At 72.3% G+C, this 17,279-nt stretch carries 20 protein-coding genes; 9 read left to right on the top strand and 11 right to left on the bottom strand.

Annotated elements, in window-relative coordinates; translation table 11 throughout:
• Positions 1 to 136: 136 nt before the first annotated feature.
• Entirely contained in the window at positions 137 to 745 is a 609-nt protein-coding gene (locus HNR19_RS19975; RefSeq protein WP_179669535.1) for an ACT domain-containing protein, read from the top strand.
• A 176-nt stretch (positions 746 to 921) separates the two neighbouring features.
• The gene (locus HNR19_RS19970; protein WP_179669534.1) at positions 922 to 1,371 is read left to right on the top strand and encodes a nitroreductase family deazaflavin-dependent oxidoreductase; all 450 of its coding nucleotides are present in this window, start codon (positions 922 to 924) and stop codon (positions 1,369 to 1,371) included.
• A gap of 15 nt (positions 1,372 to 1,386) precedes the next feature.
• On the opposite strand, the gene HNR19_RS19965 is transcribed toward HNR19_RS19970, so the two are convergent.
• From HNR19_RS19965 to HNR19_RS19940, 6 genes are all read right to left on the bottom strand, one after another.
• Positions 1,387 to 4,119, bottom strand: a complete 2,733-nt coding sequence (locus HNR19_RS19965) for a helix-turn-helix transcriptional regulator (protein ID WP_343047289.1) — start codon at positions 4,117 to 4,119, stop codon at positions 1,387 to 1,389.
• A gap of 71 nt (positions 4,120 to 4,190) precedes the next feature.
• Positions 4,191 to 4,676 (bottom strand): DUF4396 domain-containing protein, encoded by a 486-nt coding sequence (locus HNR19_RS19960; protein ID WP_179669532.1) that lies wholly within the window; start codon positions 4,674 to 4,676, stop codon positions 4,191 to 4,193.
• Entirely contained in the window at positions 4,673 to 5,512 is an 840-nt protein-coding gene (locus tag HNR19_RS19955) for an alpha/beta hydrolase (RefSeq protein ID WP_179669531.1), read from the bottom strand. Before HNR19_RS19955 ends, HNR19_RS19960 begins: the two co-directional genes overlap by 4 nt.
• Positions 5,509 to 6,447 carry an alpha/beta hydrolase gene (locus tag HNR19_RS19950; RefSeq protein ID WP_343047288.1) on the bottom strand — a complete coding sequence of 313 codons (939 nt, stop codon included), beginning with the start codon at positions 6,445 to 6,447 and terminating at the stop codon, positions 5,509 to 5,511. The genes HNR19_RS19955 and HNR19_RS19950 overlap by 4 nt, the downstream gene beginning before the upstream one ends.
• Positions 6,448 to 6,595: 148 nt before the next feature.
• The gene (gene trxA, locus HNR19_RS19945; RefSeq protein ID WP_179669529.1) at positions 6,596 to 6,940 is read right to left on the bottom strand and encodes a thioredoxin; all 345 of its coding nucleotides are present in this window, start codon (positions 6,938 to 6,940) and stop codon (positions 6,596 to 6,598) included.
• Positions 6,937 to 7,317, bottom strand: a complete 381-nt coding sequence (locus HNR19_RS19940) for a MerR family transcriptional regulator (protein ID WP_179669528.1) — start codon at positions 7,315 to 7,317, stop codon at positions 6,937 to 6,939. Before HNR19_RS19940 ends, trxA begins: the two co-directional genes overlap by 4 nt.
• Positions 7,318 to 7,390: 73 nt before the next feature.
• Between HNR19_RS19940 and HNR19_RS19935 the strand changes: the two genes are divergently transcribed.
• On the top strand, positions 7,391 to 8,341 hold the full coding sequence (locus tag HNR19_RS19935; RefSeq protein ID WP_179669527.1) for a 1,4-dihydroxy-2-naphthoyl-CoA synthase: 951 nt from the start codon (positions 7,391 to 7,393) through the stop codon (positions 8,339 to 8,341).
• Here HNR19_RS19935 and HNR19_RS19930 read toward each other — a convergent pair.
• Together HNR19_RS19930 and HNR19_RS19925 are read right to left on the bottom strand one after the other, a co-directional pair.
• A complete protein-coding gene (locus tag HNR19_RS19930; protein WP_179669526.1) occupies positions 8,335 to 9,090 on the bottom strand; it encodes a GTP pyrophosphokinase in 756 nt (251 codons plus the stop codon). The two genes, HNR19_RS19935 and HNR19_RS19930, sit on opposite strands and share 7 nt — an antisense overlap.
• Positions 9,091 to 9,124: 34 nt before the next feature.
• On the bottom strand, positions 9,125 to 9,835 hold the full coding sequence (locus HNR19_RS19925; RefSeq protein WP_179669525.1) for an ElyC/SanA/YdcF family protein: 711 nt from the start codon (positions 9,833 to 9,835) through the stop codon (positions 9,125 to 9,127).
• A 148-nt stretch (positions 9,836 to 9,983) separates the two neighbouring features.
• On the opposite strand from HNR19_RS19925, the gene HNR19_RS19920 reads away from it, so the two are divergent.
• A complete protein-coding gene (locus tag HNR19_RS19920) occupies positions 9,984 to 10,484 on the top strand; it encodes a hemerythrin domain-containing protein (protein WP_179669524.1) in 501 nt (166 codons plus the stop codon).
• Positions 10,485 to 10,494: 10 nt separating this feature from the next.
• Here the strand turns inward: HNR19_RS19920 and HNR19_RS19915 are convergent, their stop codons facing one another.
• Positions 10,495 to 11,301, bottom strand: coding sequence for an isocitrate lyase/PEP mutase family protein (locus HNR19_RS19915; protein WP_179670404.1), 807 nt, complete (start codon positions 11,299 to 11,301; stop codon positions 10,495 to 10,497).
• A gap of 33 nt (positions 11,302 to 11,334) precedes the next feature.
• Complete coding sequence (locus HNR19_RS19910; RefSeq protein ID WP_179669523.1) at positions 11,335 to 12,477, bottom strand: DUF5925 domain-containing protein; 1,143 nt, start codon at positions 12,475 to 12,477, stop codon at positions 11,335 to 11,337.
• A gap of 72 nt (positions 12,478 to 12,549) precedes the next feature.
• On the opposite strand from HNR19_RS19910, the gene HNR19_RS19905 reads away from it, so the two are divergent.
• Positions 12,550 to 13,872, top strand: coding sequence for a hydroxyacid-oxoacid transhydrogenase (locus tag HNR19_RS19905; protein ID WP_179669522.1), 1,323 nt, complete (start codon positions 12,550 to 12,552; stop codon positions 13,870 to 13,872).
• Positions 13,872 to 14,315 (top strand): acyl-CoA thioesterase, encoded by a 444-nt coding sequence (locus HNR19_RS19900; protein ID WP_246303553.1) that lies wholly within the window; start codon positions 13,872 to 13,874, stop codon positions 14,313 to 14,315. The genes HNR19_RS19905 and HNR19_RS19900 overlap by 1 nt, the downstream gene beginning before the upstream one ends.
• 11 nt (positions 14,316 to 14,326) lie before the next feature.
• On the opposite strand, the gene HNR19_RS19895 is transcribed toward HNR19_RS19900, so the two are convergent.
• A complete protein-coding gene (locus HNR19_RS19895) occupies positions 14,327 to 15,241 on the bottom strand; it encodes an NADP-dependent oxidoreductase (protein ID WP_179669521.1) in 915 nt (304 codons plus the stop codon).
• Between the two features lie 123 nt (positions 15,242 to 15,364).
• On the opposite strand from HNR19_RS19895, the gene HNR19_RS19890 reads away from it, so the two are divergent.
• From HNR19_RS19890 to HNR19_RS19880, 3 genes are all read left to right on the top strand, one after another.
• Positions 15,365 to 15,766, top strand: coding sequence for a winged helix-turn-helix transcriptional regulator (locus tag HNR19_RS19890; RefSeq protein ID WP_179669520.1), 402 nt, complete (start codon positions 15,365 to 15,367; stop codon positions 15,764 to 15,766).
• Between the two features lie 18 nt (positions 15,767 to 15,784).
• Positions 15,785 to 16,474: an NAD-dependent deacylase gene (locus HNR19_RS19885; protein WP_343047287.1), complete on the top strand. Its 690-nt coding sequence runs from the start codon at positions 15,785 to 15,787 to the stop codon at positions 16,472 to 16,474.
• Between the two features lie 140 nt (positions 16,475 to 16,614).
• Positions 16,615 to 17,274, top strand: coding sequence for a hypothetical protein (locus HNR19_RS19880; RefSeq protein WP_179669519.1), 660 nt, complete (start codon positions 16,615 to 16,617; stop codon positions 17,272 to 17,274).
• The last annotated feature ends 5 nt before the right edge of the window (positions 17,275 to 17,279 follow it).

The raw sequence follows: 17,279 nt of genomic DNA, 5'->3' as shown, positions 1-17,279 counted from the left end.
GACCGCACACTAAGCCCCCGGTCCGATCAAACGGTCCGACGCCTGCGGCTATCACAGACGTTTGCGGACTTGCGGGACACCGGCCACCCCGCGAGCCCGAAACCGCTCCGCAACCTGCGCGGGTTAGCCTCACAGCATGCCGTTCCTGCTGCGTGTGGAGCTTCCCGACGTCCCCGGGTCCCTGGGGCGGGTCGCGACGGCGATCGGTATGGCGGGCGGTGACATCGAGGCCATCGAGATCGTCGAGAAGCGGCCCGACGGCGTCGCGGTCGACGACGTGCTCCTCGAGGTCAGCGACGGCACCATGCCCGACTCGATCGTGTCGGCGTGCAACGCGCTCGACGACGTCGAGGTCGTGTGGATCAGCCGCTACCCCGCGGGCGGCAACCTGGTTCTCGACCTCGAGGCAGTCGAGGAGCTGACCGCCAGCCCGAGCGAGGCGTTCGACCGCCTGGTCGACCTGCTGCCCGCCACGTTCCGCGCCGACTGGGGCGCCCGCGTCCACCGCGCGAAGGGCCTCGTCTACGGCACCAGCGCCGCCCCCGACGAGCTGGACTTCATCGAGATCGAGGCGCCGACCCGCCTCGAGCTCCCCGACGACGAGATCACCCTCGCCGCCGCCGCCCGCCTCGACGGCAACGACATCATCGTGATCGGCCGCCGCGGCGGCCCCGACTTCGTTGACTCCGAGATCGCCCGCCTCGGCCACCTCTGCGGCCTCGCGGTCACCATCTCCAACACCTGACCCCGCCTGATCCCGCCTGACGAACGGGCACCCTTGGCGTGACGAACCGGCACGGTTGGCGTGTCGAACCGGCAGGGTTGGCGTGACGAACCGGCACAGTTGGCGGCGCGAGCCGGCACGGTCGGCGCTGGTACGGCGGCGGGAATGCTCACCGGCCTGCGGGCATTGTCGAGGTCATGGATCTTCTCGAGGGTGAGTACGAACCGAGCGCCCAGGGCTGGGTGCGCGAGCAGGTAGCGGCCTACGAGGCCTCCGGCGGCGCCAAGGCCAACACCCTGCGTGGTGGCAAGGACCCCATCGTCGTGATCACCTCGCGCGGCGTGAGGTCCGGCAAGCTCCGCAAGAACCCGGTGATGCGCGTCGAGCGGGACGGCAAGTACGCCGCGATCGCCTCCTACGGCGGCGGCCCGGAGAACCCGGTCTGGTACCACAACTTCCTCGCCAATCCCGTCGTCCAGCTCCAGGACGGCCCCGAGCCGGCGCTCTACCGGGCGCGGCTGCTCGAGGGCGAGGAGCGGGCGGACTGGTGGGAGCACGCGGTGGCCACGTGGTCGACGTACGCCACCTACCAGGAGAAGACCGACCGCGAGATCCCGGTCTTCCTGCTGGAGCCGATCGACTCCTGACGCGGTCCGCGTCGGTCAGCCGTCGCGCCGCGCGGCCAGCGCCGCCGCGAGCTGGGAGCGCTGGGTGATGCCGAGCTTCGGAAACACGTGGTAGAGGTGCGACCCGACCGTGCGATGCGAGATGAAGAGCATCTGAGCGATCTCGCGGTTGGTCCGGCCCTCGGCCGCCAGGCGCGCGATCTGCAGCTCCTGCGGGGTCAGCCCGTCGGCCCGCCGAGGTGACCAGGCCCGCATCGTCTCGCCGGTCGCCGACAGCTCCTGCCGCGCCCGCTCCGCCCACGCGCGGGCTCCGATGCGGTCGAAGACGGTGACGGCCTCGCGCAACGGCGGCCGGGCGTCCACCGTCCGGCGGGTACGGCGCAGCAGCTCGCCGTGCGCGAGCAGCAGCCGGGCGCGCTGGTAGGGCCACTGGTCGAGGTCGCGACCGAGCGCGCGCTCGAAGAGGTCGGCCGCCGCGCGGTCGTCGGCGAGGTGTGCCTGCGCGGCCTCCAGGTTCAGGTGCACGACGACGGCCGTGGTCCCGGCGGCCACCCCTTCGAGCTCCTTCACCAGCGGCAGCACGTCGTCCCCACGCCCGGTCCTGGCGGCGGCGTGCGCCAGGTCGGCGAGACCCCACCACCGCATGGTCCAGTGGTACGACGGATCGCCGGCAACGAAGAGGCGCAGGAGCTGGTCGAACGCGCCCTCGTGGTCGCCCGCGGCGCTGGCAGCCAGGCCCCGCGCGAGCGACGTCGACGACCGGACGAAGATCGTGCCGAGCTCGGCGACCGCCTCGTCCGCCCGGTCGGCAGCCGCCAGGGCCTCCGCGTGCTCACCGCGCATGGCTGACGCCAGCGCGATGACGGAGTCAGCCGCGCCCACCCAGGTCGCCTGGCCGGTCTCTGCCCCGAGGGCACGGGCCTCGGCGGCCTCGGGCTCGGCGACGTCCCAGTCGGCCATCCGCGCAGCGACCATCGAGTTCAGCACCAGGAGCCGGGGCAGCTGGCCGAGGCGGCCCTGCTCGCGCAGCATTTGGATGGACGCGTGCAGGTGACCCCGGGCCAGGTCCCACGCGCCGGTCACCACCGCCGCGGTACCGAGCATCCACGCCGTCCTGGGGTCCGTGTGGCCGGCCGGTCGCGCGTGCCGCAGCCGGTCGACGACGGCGCCGCCGCGGGCGTCGGCGTCGGCGTACCCGAGCCCGCACAGCACCCGCGGGTCGTCCGGGTCGGTCGCCACGCGGTCGATCACCTCGAGGGTCCGGGTCCGCGCGCTCCGTCCAGGGTCGGCCCACCAGGAACGCGACGCCACCAGCCAGAGGAGGTCGAGGGCGAGATCGATGTCCGCCGGTGCCGTTCCCTCCGCGGAGGCGAGCAGCTCCGCGCTCCGCGCCGCTGCCTCGCCCGGGTGCGGGTCGACCAGCTCCCGGGTCAGCGCGAGCCGCCCGTGCTCGGCGTCCGTCATCGGCTGGAGCGCTGCCTGCTCGAGGAGCGGCTTGGCGCGGTGCGGGCGTCCCAGCTCGAAGGCGAGCTCGGCAGCCAACAGCAGCATCCGACCGCGGCGCCGCGCATCGGTCGTCAGCGCTGCGGCGCGCTCGAGTGCGGTGACGGCGACGTCGTTCGCGCCGCGGCGGCGGGCCCGCTCGGCAGCGCTCTCCAGCTCGGCGCTCAGCTGCGGCTCCGGGGCCAGCGTCGCCGCCGCGCGGTGCCACAGGCTCCGGTCGGCGTCGCCGGCGAAGACCCGTCCGAGGGCGCGGTGGGCAGCGACGCGCTCGGTGATGGGTGCCGCGTGGTAGACCGCGGACGCCATCAGCGGGTGCCGGAAGCGGAGGGCCTGGCCGACCACGTCGACGAGGTCGGAGTGGTCGGCCTCCGCGACCGCACGGGCGGGCAACTCGGTCTGCAGCATCTCCTCCGCGCCGGCGACGACCTCGCCGAGCGTCGCGCGCTCGTCGGCGGCCGCGACGAGCAGGAGCGCCCGTGCCAGCGGGTCGAGATGCTCCAGACGCGCGGTGAAGGCGCGCTCGAGCCGGACGGGCAGCGGTCCGGTCTCGGCCGAGAGGCCGGTGGACGTGACCGACGGCAGCTCGAGGAGCGCGAGCGGGTTCCCGCCGGCGAGCCTCAGGATCTCGGTGCGCGCGGCCGGGCCGAGGTCGGCGGCCGACGGGGCCCGGGCGAGCAGCTCCTCGCTCTCGTCGACCGACAGCGGGCCGAGCTCGAGCTCCGGCAAGCCCTGCCCGAGCCATCCGTGGTCGCCTGTGTCGCGGACCGAGAAGAGCATCACCACCCGATCGACCCCGAGCCGCCGCGCCACGAAGCCGAGCACGTCGGCCGTCGGGCGATCCAGCCACTGCGCGTCCTCGACCACCACCAGGCGAGGCCGCTCCGCAGCCGCGTCGCCGAGGAGCTCGAGCGTCGCGAGGGAGATCAGGAAGATGTCGGGAGCCGGGTCGGACGTCCGGCCGAACGCAGCGTCGAGCGCCTGCCGGTGCGGGTCGGCCAGGCTGGTGAACCCGCCCCGGAGCGGGCGGAGGAGCTGGTGGAGGGCGGCGAAGGGCTGGTGTCGCTCCGCAGGGACTGCCCGGAGCTCGGTCACGTCGAGACCGAGGTGCGCGGCGCGCGCTGCGGCGAGGGTGAGGAGTGCGGTCTTGCCGATGCCGGCGGGGCCCCGCACGACCAGGGCCGCGCCCTCGCGGGGCGCCCCGTCGACGAGGGCATCGAGCAATCGTCTTTCCTCTGCCCTGCCGACGAGGGGCGCTCCGCTCAGCACCCGCACATGATCCCCGGCCCTGCGGGGCGCCGTCCTCCGAATCGCGTTCTTCGGGCGGCCGGCGACGATCGTCAGTGATGCGCCGCCTCGGGAGCTCCGTGGTGGGCGCCCACCGCTGCGTGGCCACGCCCACGCGCGATCAGCCAGGCGTTCACCGGGAGGGTGACGACGAACGCGACGGCCATCGCGATCCCGAGCGAGAGCCAGAACGCCGGGTCGTCGAGGCCCGTCGTGAGTGCTCCAGGCACCAGCACCAGGAGGACGTTGCTGACCACCTCCATCGTGGAGATCGACAGGAACTCCGACGCCACCGCGATCCGCGCGGCGGAGCCCCACGACAGGCCGTGGCGACGGATGCGCAGCGCGGCGAGGAGCAGTCCGAACACGAAGGCGAGGCCGACGGAGAGCGCGATCGTCGCTGCGTCCGCCAGGCCCCACGCCTCGCCGAGGACCATGCCGAGCACCTCGCCGATGGAACAGCCGACGAGACAGTGGACGGTTGCGGCGGCGGCCGCGCGCCAGTCGAGGGACGGCGCGGCCCGCGCGGTGTCGCTCACGAGAACCGCTTCACGAACGAGAGAGCGGTCTCCGCCACCTCGCGCCACCCGGCGTCGATGGTGAGGGCGTGGCCGCGCCCCGGGATCTCGACGATCTCGGTCTCGGCGTGCGCGTTGCGACGCTGCTTCTTGTACGCCGCGTTGGTGAGCGCCCAGGGCACGGTGTTGTCCTTCTCGCCCGAGATCAGGAGAAGCGGCCCCCGGTCGGGATTCTTGCGGGTCACCTTGGTCTGCGCCCAGGGGTTGAAGTTGGCCGTGGCTGCCTGGAACAGCGGCTCGGCCGGCGCCGGCACCGCGAAGGTCTCGTACAGGTGTCGCGCCTCGTCCTCGTCGACCGCGTTCGCGAAGCTGTAGCGGAACTGGTCGTAGGTGAGCGGGATCGCCCGGTGGTAGTTGGCAGGATTGCCGATCACCGGCCGGGCCGCACGCAACGAGGAGACCGGCAGCGGGAGCACGCCGCGGAACGGCGCCGGGTCGATCGCGACCGACGCGTGCGCCAGCCCCCGGCCCGCGAGGATCTGCGTGATCAGGCCGCCGAAGGAGTGGCCGATCACCACCGGCTTCTGCGAGAGCCCGCCGATCAGGCCGGCGAAGTGGTCGGCCACCTCCCGCACCCCCTTGCCGGCGAACACCTCCGGGTTGCGGTTGGCCTCCTCGACCGTTTCCGGATCGTCGGGCCAACCGGGCAGGACGGGCGCGTAGCCGGCCTCCTCGAAGAGGTCGGCCCACCGTTGCCAGCTCGAGGGGAGCAGCCAGAGACCGTGCACGAACACCACCGGTCGGCGCCCGGTGCGGTTGGCTGCGTCCACCTGCGCGCGGTCCGTCGTCGCGCTCATCGGGTGCCCAACCGCTCGGCCAGGAACGCGACGGCCTGCGAGATCGCGCCCTCCGCGGCGGCGGTGCCGCGGAGCGCGTTGAGCATCACGAAGTCGTGGATGATGCCCTGATAGCGGACCGCGGTGACGTCGACCCCAGCAAGGCGCAGCTTCGCGGCGTACGCCTCGCCCTCGTCGCGCAGCACGTCGGCCTCGGCCACGATCACCAGCGCGGGAGGAAGCCCGGCGAGGTCGTCGGTGGTCGCCCGCAGCGGCGAGGCGGTGATCTCGGCCCGCTGGTCGGGATCGGTCGTGTACTGGTCCCAGAACCACTGCATGGCGTCGCGCCGCAGGAAGTAGCCCTCGGCGAACTCCTGGTACGACGTGGTGTCGAACGACGCGTCCGTCACCGGGTAGAAGAGCACTTGCGCCGCGAGCCGCACGTCGCCGCGCTGCTTGGCGGTGAGTGTCAGTGACGCCGCCATGTTGCCGCCGACCGAGTCGCCGGCCACCGCCAGGCGCGACGCGTCGAGGCCGTGCTGCTCACCGTCGGACATCACCCACTGGGCGACACGGTAGTTCTCGTTGATCGCCGTCGGGTACGGCGCCTCCGGCGAGAGGCTGTAGTTGGGGAACACGACCGCTGCTCCGACGCCGACCGCGAGCTCGCGGGCAAGCCGGTCGTGGGTGTGGTCGTTGCCGAACACCCAGCCGGCACCGTGGATGTACAGGACGACCGGAAGGGGCGCCGTCGCGCCGGCGGGCCGGAAGATCGTCACGGTGGGTCCGCCCGGAACTGCGACCACGTCCTTGGTCGAGCCCGGGACCTCGACCTCGGGGCTCTGCACCTCGTCGACGGTCTTGCGACCCACCTCGGGGCCGAGGTCGAAGAGGTAGGGCGGATTCGCGGTGGCCTCCGCGAACTGCTGCGCGGCTGGCTCGAGTACTGGCTTCACGACGCTGCTCCTGGGATGAGGGTGACGGGGAGGAGCCGCGGTCCGCGCCAGGCGGGGAGCGGCTCGCCAGGAACGCTGCCGGAGCCGGTCGACCGGCGGCATCAGTCACCGTGACTGACATTCCGCCGGCACCGACGTATGCCGCTGGTCATGCCACAGGCAGCACCTTCGCGAGCTCGCGCTCGAGAGCTGCCTTGCTGCGTGCGCCGCGCAGCTCCATGACCACCTCGCCGCCGATGAACAGCACCAGGGTCGGCAGGCCCTGGACCCGATAGCGCGAAGCAGTCACCGGGTGCTCGTCCACGTTCAGCTTGACCACCCTCAGCGTGTCCGCCATCTCCGTCGCGAGCTGGTCGAGCACGGGTGCGACCTGGTGGCACGGCGCGCACCACTCGGCCCAGAAGTCGACCAGCACCGGGTGACCGGAGGCGAGCACGTCGCGATCGAAGTCGGTGTCGGTCGTGCTGGTGACGGGGCTGGACAGGGTGCTCATGATTCCTCCTGGGTGGGGTGGTGGCCGTAGCTCTCGGCGTCGTGCAGCAGCCCGGTGAGCTGGTCACGGAGCGTGGCGAGCTCGTCGATCCGGCGCTCGATCTCCGCGATCCGCATCCGGTAGGCGTCGAGGGAGGCGGGGCACACATCCGCCCGTTCGTTCCCCGCGCGGAGGCACTCGACGAACGGGACCGTCTCGTCGGCCGTCAGGCCGAGGGAGAGCAGCGCCCGGATCTCGCGCACCACGAGCACGTCAGCGGCGTCGTACTCCCGATAGCCGTTGGGGGCCCGGTCGGGCGAGATCAGCCCGCGCGACTCGTAGTAACGCACCGCCTTGACGGTCACGCCCGCGCGCTCGGCGAGCTCCTTGATCTGCACACCGACGACGGTAGACCTTGCCCCGAGGGTCAAGGTCAAGTCGCGCCGGGGACGCCGGATAGCCTCACCCACCATGAGCGCGATCGAGGGCGTGAGCGAGACGTTCGACCCGACCCAGTGGGACGAGGTGCCCGGGTTCGAGGACCTGACCGACCTCACCTACCACCGCGCGAAGGCGCACGGCACCGTGCGGATCGCGTTCGACCGCCCCGACGTGCTCAACGCGTTCCGGCCGCACACCGTCGACGAGCTGCTGCGCACGCTCGAGCACGCGCGCACCAGCGCCGACGTCGGCTGCGTCATCCTCACCGGCAACGGCCCCAGCCCGAAGAACGGCAAGCGCTCGTTCTGCACGGGCGGCGACCAGCGGATCCGCGGCAAGGCCGGCTACCAGTACGAGGAGACCGGCACGACGTACGACGCCGCGGCCACCGGTGCCTCGGAGCCGAGCGCGATCGACAAGGCCAAGCTGGCGCGCCTGCACATCCTCGAGTGCCAGCGGCTGATCCGGTTCATGCCGAAGATCGTGATCTGCGTCGTGCCCGGTTGGGCCGCCGGCGGCGGACACTCTCTCCACGTCGTCGCCGACCTCACCCTTGCCAGCGCCGAGCACGCGCGGTTCAAGCAGACCGACGCCGACGTCGGCAGCTTCGACGGCGGCTACGGCTCGGCGTACCTCGCCCGCCAGGTCGGCCAGAAGTTCGCTCGCGAGATCTTCTTCCTCGCCCAGGAGTACGACGCCGCCGACGGCATGCGGATGGGCACGGTCAACCGCGCCGTCCCGCACGCGGAGCTGGAGGCGACGGCGCTCGAGTGGGGCCGGCTCATCAACGGCAAGAGCCCGACCGCCCAGCGGATGCTGAAGTACTCGTTCAACCTGATCGACGACGGCCTGGTCGGGCAGCAGCTGTTCGCGGGGGAGACGACCCGGCTGGCGTACATGACCGACGAGGCCCAGGAGGGCCGCGACCAGTTCCTCGAGAAGCGGGAGCCGGACTGGTCGCCGTACCCCTGGTACTACTGACCGGCCGACTCGCCCCGCGGGCCCTGCAGGCCCCGGACCTCGGCGCGGAGCCTGGTCATCCGGTCGTCGAGGTCCGCAGCGGTGCGGGCGGCGTCGGTCAGCTCCTCGAGCAACGTAGCCGGGACGTCGGCGTCGTACTTGTAGTAGATCTCGTGCTCGACGCTGGCCCAGAAGTCCATGGCGATCGTGCGGAGCTGGAGCTCGACGGGGACCAGCTCGGTGCGGTCGGAGAGGAAGACCGGGATCTGGATGGTCAGGTGCAGGCTCCGGTAGCCGTTGGGCTTCGGGGACCCGATGTAGTCCTCGACCTCGAGCACGGTGACGTCCGACTGCCGGGTCAGCATGTCCTTGATCCAATAGACGTCGGAGACGAACGGGCACACCACGCGGACGCCGGCGATGTCCTGCACGGTCGCGGCGATCGACTCCGGCGACCCGGCCGCGCCGCGTCGGGTGGCCTTGGCCAGGATGCTCGGCGGAGACTTCAGCCGGCTGCGGACGTGCTCGATCGGGCTGTGGTCGTAGGTCTCCTCGAACTCCTCGCGGAGAATCGCGATCTTCGTGGTCACCTCGTCGATCGCGAACTTGTACGGAAGCCGGAACCGGTTGAGGCGCTGGTGCATCGTGCGGAAGTCGTCGCCATCCGCGTGGGGGAGAGGACGACCGGTTGTCTCGCCGGCCTGGGCACCGACACCCGCCGGCTCGTGGCCGCTTCCCGGTCCGACCGATTCCGGGGTGGTCGCTGCCATGGTCCGAGCATGGCAGGCAGGTCCTGACGCGCGGTTAGGACGTTCCTGACAGTTCCCTGTGAACTGACCCGCGGGGCGTCGCCCACGAGGCCCGGCCGTCGCCGGTGATGGGGATCTCCGGGCCACCCGTGACGCCGGGCCGCCAGATGGCCTCGCCGAGTCCCCGCACCCGGGCGAGCAGCTCCCGGACCCAGCGACCGTCGTCGCCGATGGCGTAGCCCTGGATGTCGATGCCCGCCGACACGCCGAGGTCGACGGCGCGGGCGGCATAGGTGCCTTGGGTGACCACCACGGCGGTCTCGACGGCGAAGATCTCCCGGGCCCGCCGCATGGTGTGCCAGGTGCTGAAGCCGGCGTAGTCCGTGAACACGTCCTCGGGCGGCACGCCGGCGGCGAGCACGGCGTCGCGCATCGCGTCGGGCTCGTTGTAGGTCGTCGTGCCGTTGTCCCCGGAGACGAGGACCTTGTCGACCGTGCCTGCCTCGTAGAGGGCGGTCGCTGCCTCGACCCGCTCGGCCACCACCTCGCCGAGGGATCCGTCGGCGCGCACGTGCGATCCCGGCACGATCGCCACCTGGGCGTCTTCCAGGCCGTCGGCGTCTGTCGTCACCCTGTCACTGGTCCGGGCCACGACGACCACGTTGGCGATGACGACGACCGCCACCACGAGGATGACGCCGGCCAGGCAGGCGCGAACCACGGCCTTGCGCCAGCGGCGCGCGCGGCGGGGAGTGTCGATGGGCACGGGTCCTCCTGCTGTTCGGCCGCCGCCGTGGAGTCGTGGCCTGCGGTCGACCCCATGGTGACCGACGGCCGGGTACGGAGCGCCTGAATGACGACTCGACCGCGGGGTATCGCACGACCACCCCCCAGCGACGACACCTGGAGTCCTCATGTCCACCGATGCCATCGTGCTGCTCAAGCAGGACCACAAGCAGATCCTCAAGACGTTCCGCGACTTCCAGAACGCCGGAGAGAACGCGGAGAAGCAGAAGGGCCAGCTCGTCAAGAAGATGATCGAGCTGCTCACCGTCCACACCTACATCGAGAACGAGGTCATGTATCCCCGGGTGCGTGAGCTGCTTCCGGAGCTCGAGGACGACGTCCTGGAGTCCTACGAGGAGCACCACGTCGCCGACGTGCTCGTCAGCGAGCTGTTCGCGATGAAGCCGGGTGACGAGCGTTTCGACGCCAAGACCACCGTCCTCATCGAGTCGGTCTCCCACCACATCGAGGAGGAGGAGTCCGAGTGGTTCCCGCAGGTCCGCAAGGGCCTCGGCCGCAAGGCCCTCCAGGAGATCGGCGCGGAGATGGAGAAGGCGCGGAAGAAGGCGCCCAAGAAGCCGGCCCAGCCGAGCGCGCTGAAGAAGACGGTCGACGCGGTCCTGGCCTGAGGCACTGGCGTCAGGAGCCGAAGCGCCGCTGCATCTCGCCGTAGCCCACCGCTCCGTCGAGGAACCCCAGCGTCCCGGAGTCCAGCAGCTCCCGGCCCGCCCGCTCCAGACCGCTGAGCATGGCGCGGGCGAGGCTGCCGCCGAGGCTGACCCGCTTCACGCCCAACGCGAAGAGGGTGCGCGCGTCCGTGCTGCTGGCGAGGCCGGCCACGATGTTGAGGGGACCGGGGATCGCCTCGGCGAGACGACCGATCTTCTCCTCGTCGGAGACACCGGGGACGAAGACGCAGTCGGCTCCGGCCTCGAGGTAGCGCACCGACCGCTCCACGGTCGCGGCGAACACGTCCGCGCCCGTCCCCGCGAGGTAGGTGTCGGTGCGGGCGTTGAGCACGAAGCTGCCGATCGGGGCCGCCGACCGGGCGGCAGCGACCCGCTCGGTCGCCACGTCGACGTCGAACAGTCCTCCGCCGTCGGCGTCCTCGAGGTTGCCGCCGACGACACCGAGGTCGACCGCCGCGCGGACGGTCGCCGCGACGTCGGCGGGCTCGGCGCCGTACCCGGACTCCAGGTCGGCGGTCACCGGTACACCGACGGCCGCCACGATCCGGCCGACGTGCGCGAGCATCGTGTCGCGGTCGACGGCGCCGCCGTCGGGCACGCCCAGTGACCAGGCGATGCCGGCGCTGGTCGTCGCGAGCGCGGGGAAGCCGACCTGCTCCAGCACCCGGGCGGACCCGGCGTCCCACGCGTTCGGGAGCACGAAGCCGGAGCCGTGGTGCAGGACCAGGAGCGTGGCAGCCTTGCCGGCCGAGGACATGGTCACCGGGCCAGTATCGGCCGACCGGCACCTCTACAGGTAGGACCCGATCGCGACCGGCTCGTCGTCGACGTTGGAGATGCGGTCGAGCCCGCCGCGCTTCTCGTAGAGCTCGGCGAGCGTCACCCGGGTCGGCGACCCGGGCACCGGGCCGCCCCACCACTCGCGGGCCTCGGCGCCGGACAACGGCGCGAACTCGACGTCGGCCAGGCACCGGCCCGGCCGCACCACGGCCGGGTGCAGCGCGCTGAGCGGCTCGTTGGTGGTGAGCAGCACCAGCGTGCGCAGGCCCTGGCCGAGGATCCCGTCGGTGACGTTGAGCAGCCGCCCGAGCGACGCGCCCGCGGTCTGCCGGGCGTCGGCCCGGAGGTACTCGTCGCTGTCCTCCGCGACCACCAGCCGCCACCGCGTCTGCTCGCGGTGGTCGTCGCCCATGAACGGGTCGTCCATCTCGAACCCGCCCACCACCGAGTGGAGGTAGTCGAGGTCGTCGAACATCCGCTCCGCGTCGCTGACGTAGTGGACGTCGCACCACTCCCGCCAGGCGTTCGCCAGGCTGCGCAGCGCGGTGGTCTTGCCGGTGCCGGGAGCGCCGTGCCAGAGCACCAGCTTGCCGCCGCCGGCCGGGGCCGGCCGCGCCATCAGCTGGTCGAGCTGGGCGCGCACCCCGACCGGGTAGTTGCGCCCGATGGTCTCCCACGGCTCGACCTCGAGCCGGCGGGTGACCCGCTGGGCGCCATGCATGCCGCGGTGCCACAGGTGGAAGCGGACGCGGTCGTCGGTCGCCGGGGGCGGCGCCGGGACGCGTCGCATCGCGTCCTCGAGCATCGCCATCGCGTCCTCGCGGGTCGCAGCGAACGCGGTGAGCTGGGTGCCGGGCACACCGCGGTCGTCGCGCACCAGCAGCGCGCCGCGCGGGCCCCGGGCGTACGTCGTACCGCGCGCGACCGTGTTGTCGAGCTTGCGGCTGCGATAGCGCGCCGTACGGACGATCTCCAGGTCAGGGGAGAGCCATGCCTCGACCGGGTGCTTGTCGTCGACGGTGACCGTCGCGGTGTGCGACTCGCCGAGACGCCGGGCGTCGGCGAACAGCTCCATGCGCACCAGGTCGTCAGTGGTCGCCTCGTCGTTGATCGACATGCGCCACTGGGCCGGGGCTCCTCCTTCCGTCTGCATTCCAGGAAAGGTACGGCGGAGGGCCGACACATCTGAAACGGATTTCCACAGGCCGGCGCTAGTCTCGCCCGCATGTGTCCGCACGACGCCGCCGTCGAGGCCGGTCTCGAGACCGGTCTCGAGACCGCGTTCACGATCGACGCCTCCCGGGTGACCTTCGGCGCCGGCTCGCTCGCCGAGGTCGGCCCGCGCGTCCGCGCCCACCTCCCCGACGGCGGCCGGGTCGCGCTCTTCACCGACGCCCGGCTCCGCGCCCTCGAGTGGTACGACGCCGCAACCACTTCCCTGGTGGGTGCCGGCCTCGACGTCGTCACGTTCGACGAGGTGCTCGTGGAGCCCACCGACGAGTCGGTCGACCGTGCGGTGGCGTTCGCCCGCGACACGCGGCCCGATGCCTTCGTCTCCCTCGGCGGCGGGTCGGTCATCGACACCGCCAAGCTCGCCGACCTGCTCGCGACCCACCCCGGCGAGCTGGCCGACTACGTCAACGCACCGCTCGGCGCCGCCCGCCCGGTGCCCGGTCCGCTCAAGCCCCACCTCGCGTGCCCGACCACCAGCGGCACCGGCAGCGAGGTCACCGGGATCGCGATCTTCGACCTGCTGAGCGCGCACGCCAAGACCGGGGTCGCCTCGCCGCTGCTCCGCCCGACCGAGGCGGTCGTGGACCCGCGCGCCACGAGCACCCTGCCCGCAGGCGTCGTCGCCGCGAGCGGCCTCGACGTGCTCTGCCACGCGGTCGAGTCGCTGACCGCGCGCCCGTTCACCACGCGACCCGCCCCGGAGCCGCCCACGACCCGACCGGCCGGCCAGGGGGCCAACCCGTGGAGCGACGTCGGCGCAGCCCGGGCGATCGAGGTCATCGGCACCCACCTGCGCAGGGCCGTTGCCGACTCGACCGACGAGGAGGCCCGCCACCAGATGATGTGGGCCGCCACCCTCGCCGGCATCGCCTTCGGCAACGCGGGCGTCCACGTGCCGCACGCGATGGCCTACGCCGTGGCCGGCCGGGTCCGCGACTACCGTCCGGAGGGCTACCCGCCCGACCACCCGCTCGTCCCGCACGGCTTCGCGGTCGCGGTGAACGCGCCCGCCGCGTTCCGGGCGCTCGCGCCGACCGCCCCGGCCCGGCACCTCGAGGCCGCCCGGCTGCTCGGCGCCGACACGTCCGGCGCCGGTCCCGACGAGGCGGGGGAGGCGGTGGCGACCGCGGTCGCGGCCCTGATGCGCGACGTAGGCGCGCCCAACGGGATCTCGGGCGTCGGCTACGCCGCGGCCGACGTACCCGATCTCGTCGCGGGGGCCGCGCCCCAGCGGCGCCTGCTCGACAACGCCCCGTCCGAGGTCCGCGAGCCCGAGCTCGAGCGGATCTTCCACGACGCCCTGAGGTGCTGGTGATGGCCGCCGACGCGGACAAGCGACCGATGATCGCCGAGTACCCCCATGTCGCGACGATCACGACGCGGTGGAAGGACAACGACGTCTACGGGCACGTCAACAACGTGACCTACTACAGCTACTTCGACTCCGTCGCCAACGAGTACCTCATCACCGAGGGCGGCCTCGACATCCACGCCGCCCCGGTGATCGGCCTGGTCGTCGAGTCCGGCTGCGCCTACCACGCGCCCGTGGCCTACCCGCAGCGGCTGCGCGCGGGCCTGCGCGTCGACCGGCTCGGCAACCGCGCGGTCACCTACGGCATCGGCATCTTCACCGACGACGAGGACGAAGCGGTCGCGCACGGCCACTTCGTCCACGTCTTCGTCGATCGCGAGACCCGCTCCGCGGTGCCGATCCCCGAGCCGATCCGCACGGCTCTCGAGCGGCTCGAGGTCGGCTGACCGCACGGCGCTCAGGGCCGCAGCACCACGCGGCCGCGCACCCCGCCCTTGTTGACCGTCTGGAGCGCCTCGACGACGGCGTCGAGCGGCAGCTCCGCCGCCACCTTCGTCGGCAGGTCGCCGCGCGCGGTGGCGTCCAGCAGCGCCGCGAGCCGGGCCGCGTCGGGCTCGACCGAGACGGCACGCACGGTCACGCCGGGGCCGGCCTCGGGGAGGACGGCCGGCCGGACCCCGACGAAGAGCCCGCCGTCCCGCACGAGCGGCGCCGCGTTCTCCTGGAGCCCAGCCGCGTCGGCGACCGCGTCCCAGCCGCCCGCGGTGTCGTCGGCGGTGAACTCGGCACCGAGGCCGCGCACGAACGCCTCGTCCGACGGCCGGGCGAGGCCGGTGACCGCCCAGCCGCGCTGCTGCGCGAGCCGTACGACGAACCCGCCGACCGCGCCGGCGGCGCCGGTGACGAGCAGCCGGCGGCCGTCGCCCTCGCCGAGGAGCCCGACCAGCTGATCGGCGGTCAGCGCGTTGAGCGGCACCGTCGTGGCTGCCGCGGTGTCGAGGCCGTCGGGCACGACCGCGACCCAGGCGACCGGGGCCACGATCTCTTCGGCGTAGCTGCCGAAGTCGCGGTCGAAGCCGGGCACGATCCCGGCGACGCGAGTGCCGGCGGCGATGTCGACGCCCTCGCCCGCGGACAGCACGGTTCCGGCGAAGTCCCAGCCGAGGCCGGTGTGCTCGGGCTGCGTGACGAGCCCGATGGAGTGGAAGAAGCCGTCGGCGACCCAGACGTCGGCGGGGTTGACGCTGGCCGCCTCGATGCGGACCCGGACCTCACCGGCTCCGGGCTCGCGGACGGAGACGTCGACGATCTCGACGGACTCGGGGCCGCGCGGGTCGCGGACGACGGCGGTGCGGAACGTGGTGGTGCTCATGATTCCTCCTGGTGTGGGGTTGATGTTCTCTGGCTTGAACTCCACACTGGTGGTGTTGCTTTCCGTTGGTAAGTAGGCACCTGAAAGTGCGTAAGTCGCTGCTGGGTGCCGGAGAGGCGCCCGATGCCCACCCTGACCGCCGCCCAGAAGCGCGCCCGCGCCAAGCTCGAGTACGACGCGTTCCTCGACGGGTGCCCGAGCCGCCAGCTGCTCGACCGGATCTCCGACAAGTGGGTGGCGCTGGTCATCGCCGCGCTCCACGAGGAGGGCCCGGTGCGCTACTCGCAGCTCGCCCGCCGCATCGCCGGTGTCAGCCAGAAGATGCTCACCCAGACCCTGCGCTCGCTCGAGCGCGACGGCCTGGTGACTCGGACCGTCACCCCCACCGTGCCCGTCACCGTCGAGTACGACCTGACGCCGCTCGGCGCCTCGCTCCACGGCGTGATGCTGCAGCTCAAGCACTGGGCGGAGACCCACATGGACGAGGTCCACGGCAACCGAGAGGCGTACGACGCCGCCTCCTGAGGGCCTAGTCTGGCCGCCGTGGCCCGCATCGTCGTCCTGACCGGAGCCGGCATCTCCGCCGAGAGCGGCGTGCCGACGTTCCGCGACGCCGACGGCCTCTGGGAGGGCCACCACGTCGAGGACGTCGCGACGCCCGAGGCGTTCGAGCGCGACCCCGACACCGTGCAGCGCTTCTACGACGCGCGCCGGGCCGCGCTCGCCCTGGTCGAGCCCAACCCGGCCCACAAGGCGCTGGCCGAGCTCGAGCGGGCCGTCGGCGACGACCTCCTCGTCGTCACCCAGAACATCGACGACCTCCACGAGCGCGCCGGCTCGACCCGCGTCATCCACATGCACGGCGAGCTGCTCTCCGCGCTCTGCCGGGCATGCCGGCGCCGTACCCCCTTCAGCGGAGCGATGGTCGACCACCCGCCGTGCCCCGGGTGCGGCGCGAGCGACCTGCGGCCCGACGTCGTCTGGTTCGGCGAGATCCCCTACCGGATGGAGGAGATCCTCGACGCGCTCGGCAGCTGCGAGCAGTTCGTCTCGGTCGGCACGTCGGGCGCGGTCTACCCGGCCGCGGGGTTCGTCCAGCAGGCCCGGGCCTACGGCGCCCGCACGCTCGAGCTCAACCTGGTCCCGTCCGAGGGCAGCTTCTTCTTCGACGAGGCGCGGCACGGCCCCGCGGGCGAGCTGGTCCCTGCGTGGGTGGCAGAGGTACTGGGCTAGTCCGTTGGCTCCGTAGCGAGCGGCCTTGGTTGCGTGGCCGCCGCCGATGTAGCGGGCCCCTGCCCGGGGCAAATCTGGATGCATCAACGACGCGCAGCGACAGGCGGGCGTCACCCAACCAGCCCGAAAGGTGCATCCACATGAACACGAACACCAACGCCAACAAGAAGAGCCGCACGTTCTACGCCAACACCGCGTCCACCGCGGCGATCGTCCTCGCCCTCGCCGGCACCGGCGGCGTGGCGTACGCCGCCGGCCTGGCGAAGGACTCGGTCGGCGCTCCGCAGATCAAGACCGGTGCGGTCAAGACCAAGGAGCTCGCCAAGAACGCGGTCAAGGGCGCGAAGGTCAAGAACGGCACCCTCTCCGCCGCCGACCTCAACGGCGCGGCCAACGAGAAGTTCACCGCCGGTCCGACGGCCTACTTCGACCACCTCGAGTTCCACGACCTGAGCTCCGGCGACCCGGACACGACGATCTTCGAGGTCACCGTGCCGGCGGGCTCCTACGCCGTGTCGGCGTCGGGCACCATCCAGAACAACGGCGGGGACGTCAACGACTTCACCTGCTCGATCACGCAGCCGGTCGGCGACGAGTACACCAACACGATCGCGACCTCGGAGGTCCGTGTGGCCAACGGCGGCGACCACGGCACGATCGCCCTCGACGGCGTCGCGCTCGACAGCGAGGGCGGCAACACGATCACGATGAGCTGCGAGGGCCAGATCGACCCCTACACCGCCAAGCTCCTCGACCCGCGCATCGTGCTGGTCGAGCTCGGTGAGGCCGTCGAGAAGTAAGAGAA

Origin of the sequence: Nocardioides thalensis (assembly GCF_013410655.1) — a bacterium.
Classification (GTDB): Bacteria; Actinomycetota; Actinomycetes; order Propionibacteriales; family Nocardioidaceae; genus Nocardioides; species Nocardioides thalensis.
This window is presented reverse-complemented; position numbering and strand designations above follow the sequence as displayed.